General features: G+C 71.3%; 2 protein-coding genes. Both read right to left on the bottom strand.

The genetic code is table 11. The annotated features are described in order from the left end of the window. Positions 1-57: 57 nt before the first annotated feature. A complete protein-coding gene (locus FS885_RS09765; RefSeq protein ID WP_200831542.1) occupies positions 58-1659 on the bottom strand; it encodes an NlpC/P60 family protein in 1602 nt (533 codons plus the stop codon). A gap of 2 nt (positions 1660-1661) precedes the next feature. After that, the coding region (locus FS885_RS09770; protein WP_425458934.1) for a VirB4-like conjugal transfer ATPase, CD1110 family at positions 1662-2632 on the bottom strand (971 nt) is incomplete at its 5' end.

Consider the following 2632-nt stretch of genomic DNA (forward strand, 5'->3'; position numbering starts at 1 on the left):
GAGCGCGCCTGCCGCGACGGCGGCCATGACCCTTGACTTTCCCTGCATTGGTTTCTCCTATCTCGCGGTGAGCGCGCAGCTGAAGCTGCCGATGCCGCTCGCTATGCGGCACACGTCGCCCGTTCGCGGCTCGTGTATGTACCTGTCGTCGCCGATGTAGATGGCCACGTGGCCCGAGCGGTAGAGGATGTCGCCGGGCTTCGCCTCCGAGAGCGGTATGCGCCTGAGCTCCTCGTACTGGGAACCCGTGTAGTGGCTTATGCGGATGCCCGCCTGCGCGTAGCAGTACTGCGTGAGCCCGCTGCAGTCGAGCGCCTTGCCGGGGGTCGAGCCTCCCCACACGTAGGGCACGCCGAGCTGGCTGTACGCCGCCTCGACGATCGCGTTCCCGTTCGCGGCCGGGTACTTCAGGTCCTCGACCGTCATGGAGTCGAGCCGGTAGAGGCCCCATTGCGCCATGATCGACTTCAGGGACTCGACGTAGGACGAGTCGGTCGCCCAGCCGGCGTCCTTGAGCCCCTCGGCCATCCTGTCCGAGTCGTGCCTCTCGATCGCCTCCCGGATGAGGGCGTTGCCCGAGTAGCGCTCCGCCTGCAGGAAGACCCTGCTGCGGAAGCGGATGCACTCGGCGTCGCCGGTGAAGCGGATGAAGCTCGCCGTGATCTGGGTGTGCTCGCCGGGCACGTACTCCTCGCTGGTGGCCCAGTTCGCCTTGCCGGCCACCTCGGGGCAGCCCGCGTAGCCCGACCACCACTTCATGCCGAAGAGGTTGTGGTCGCGCTCTGCGAGCTGGCTCATGCGGTCGCCCTGGCCGGACTCCTGGATGATCTGCGCGATGGTGCAGCCCGCCGGGTGCCCGTACTCCTCCTGGCACTCGAGCGCCGCCTCGACCATCTCGTAGGTGATGTAGGGCGGCAGCCCCTCGAGGCCCTGCTTGGAGGCCGCGTCGTCCCAGAAGCCGAACAGCGCGCTCAGCAGCTGCGCGACGGCGAGCGCGCAGGCGACGAAGGCCACGATGCCGGCCACCGCCCCGAGCAGGGCGGGCGCTGCGCCCGAGACCGCGCCCGCGATCGCGGAGGCGGCGCCCTTCGACCCCGCGGCTCGGGCCGCCTCGCCCGACGCCTGCGCGGCCGCCTGGGCCGCCTGGTGCTTGGCCGGGGCGGTCGCGCCGGCTGCCTCGGGGCCGCGCGCGCCTCCCTTTGGGGCGCCGAGCGCGGTTGCCGCCTTGCGGCTGCCTTGGGCTGCTTTCTTCGCCTTCCTCTGCCGCAGCCTTCCCGCGGCCTTCTTGGCCGCACGCCCCGCGTCGTACATGCCCGAGGCGCCCTCGAGCTCCTCCGAGTCGTCGAGCTGGGAGACGGCCTCCCGGGCGATCGCCAGCTTCGCCGCATCGACGCGCGAGCGCATCGCGGCCGCCGCGCGCCGGTCGCCGGCTGGTTGGGACAATTTGTCCCCGAGCCCGCCTTCCGGCGCGTCGGGCCTGGAAGGGCGCCCCTTCGCCGTTGCGGCGGGGCCTCCCGCCTCGTCGAGCGGGCCGGCGCCCTCCGAGACGTTTCCCAGGGCGTCGCGCTCGGTCTCCGCGACGTCGCCCGCGGTGAGCACGTCGCGGCGCTGCGCCCCGACCACCTCGAGCATCCCGCCGCCCTCGCTCGGGCCGGCCATTCCTATTCCTCCGCCTCTCGCGCCGCCCGGCGCATCTCGCGCTCGGCGACCTCTGCGGGCTTGGTGTTCCACAGGTCGTAGAGCGGGCCTTTCGGGAAGTCGTCGGTGATGGGCACGCGGATCCCGGCGCTGATGAGCAGGCCCTCGCCGGGCTTGACGGCGTCGCCGATGTAGCCGCGCTCCGTGGCGGAGAGCTGGAGCATCTCCGCCCATGCGTCGAGGTCGGCGGTGGACTGCTTGTGCAGCAGGAAGAACTCGGAGTTGAGCACCATGTCGCGGGCCTCGGCGTTGGCCAGCATGTGGCTCGTGTTCTGGCTGATGCCGGTGCAGATGAGGCCGAACTTGCGCCCCTCGCGCCACAGGCGGGCGAAGTACTCGACCACCGTCGGGTGCGCGAAGAGGCTCTGCACCTCGTCGATGTAGAGCCAGGTGTAGTTGGGGCGCGGCGGCGTTACCATCACGCGGTTGCGCACCATCTCGAGCGCCGTGATCATGCCGAACACGCGCATGTTCTGGCCGAGGCCGTGCATGTCGATGTTGGTGATGCGGTTGTCGAGCGCCACGTTGCTCTGGCCGTTGAAGAAGGAGAACGCGCCCTTCACGTAGCGCTCGTAGCGCAGCGCGATGTCGGCGGCCTCGGGCTCGGGCTGAGCGAGCAGCGCCGCGTGGAAGTCGCCGAGCGTGGGCAGGCGGCCGTCCCTCGCGCACTCCCGGTACGCCTCGCCGACGCAGCGGGCGATGATCGAGCGGTCGCGCTCCGGCAGGCCCTCGCGGCCCTCGGCCATGAGCGCGCTCGAGAGCGCGAGCACCGCGTCGGTCTTGTACGCGAGCTTGGCGGCGTCGGCGCGGTCCGCGACGTCGGCGGTGTCGAGGGGGTTGAGCACCGCCGAGCATCCCGGGGCGAGCTCGACGTTCGCGCCGCCGAGCGCGCCGACGAGGTTGCCGTACTCGCCGGCCGGGTCGAAGATCACGA

Source organism: Enorma burkinafasonensis (genome assembly GCF_902150035.1).
GTDB classification, from domain to species: domain Bacteria; phylum Actinomycetota; class Coriobacteriia; order Coriobacteriales; family Coriobacteriaceae; genus Enorma; species Enorma burkinafasonensis.

What these genes read in the sequence shown, in the direction of transcription:
- FS885_RS09765 (WP_200831542.1), bottom strand. Translation starts at nt 1,659, where the DNA reads ATGGCCGGCCCGAGCGAGGGCGGCGGGATGCTCGAGGTGGTCGGGGCG.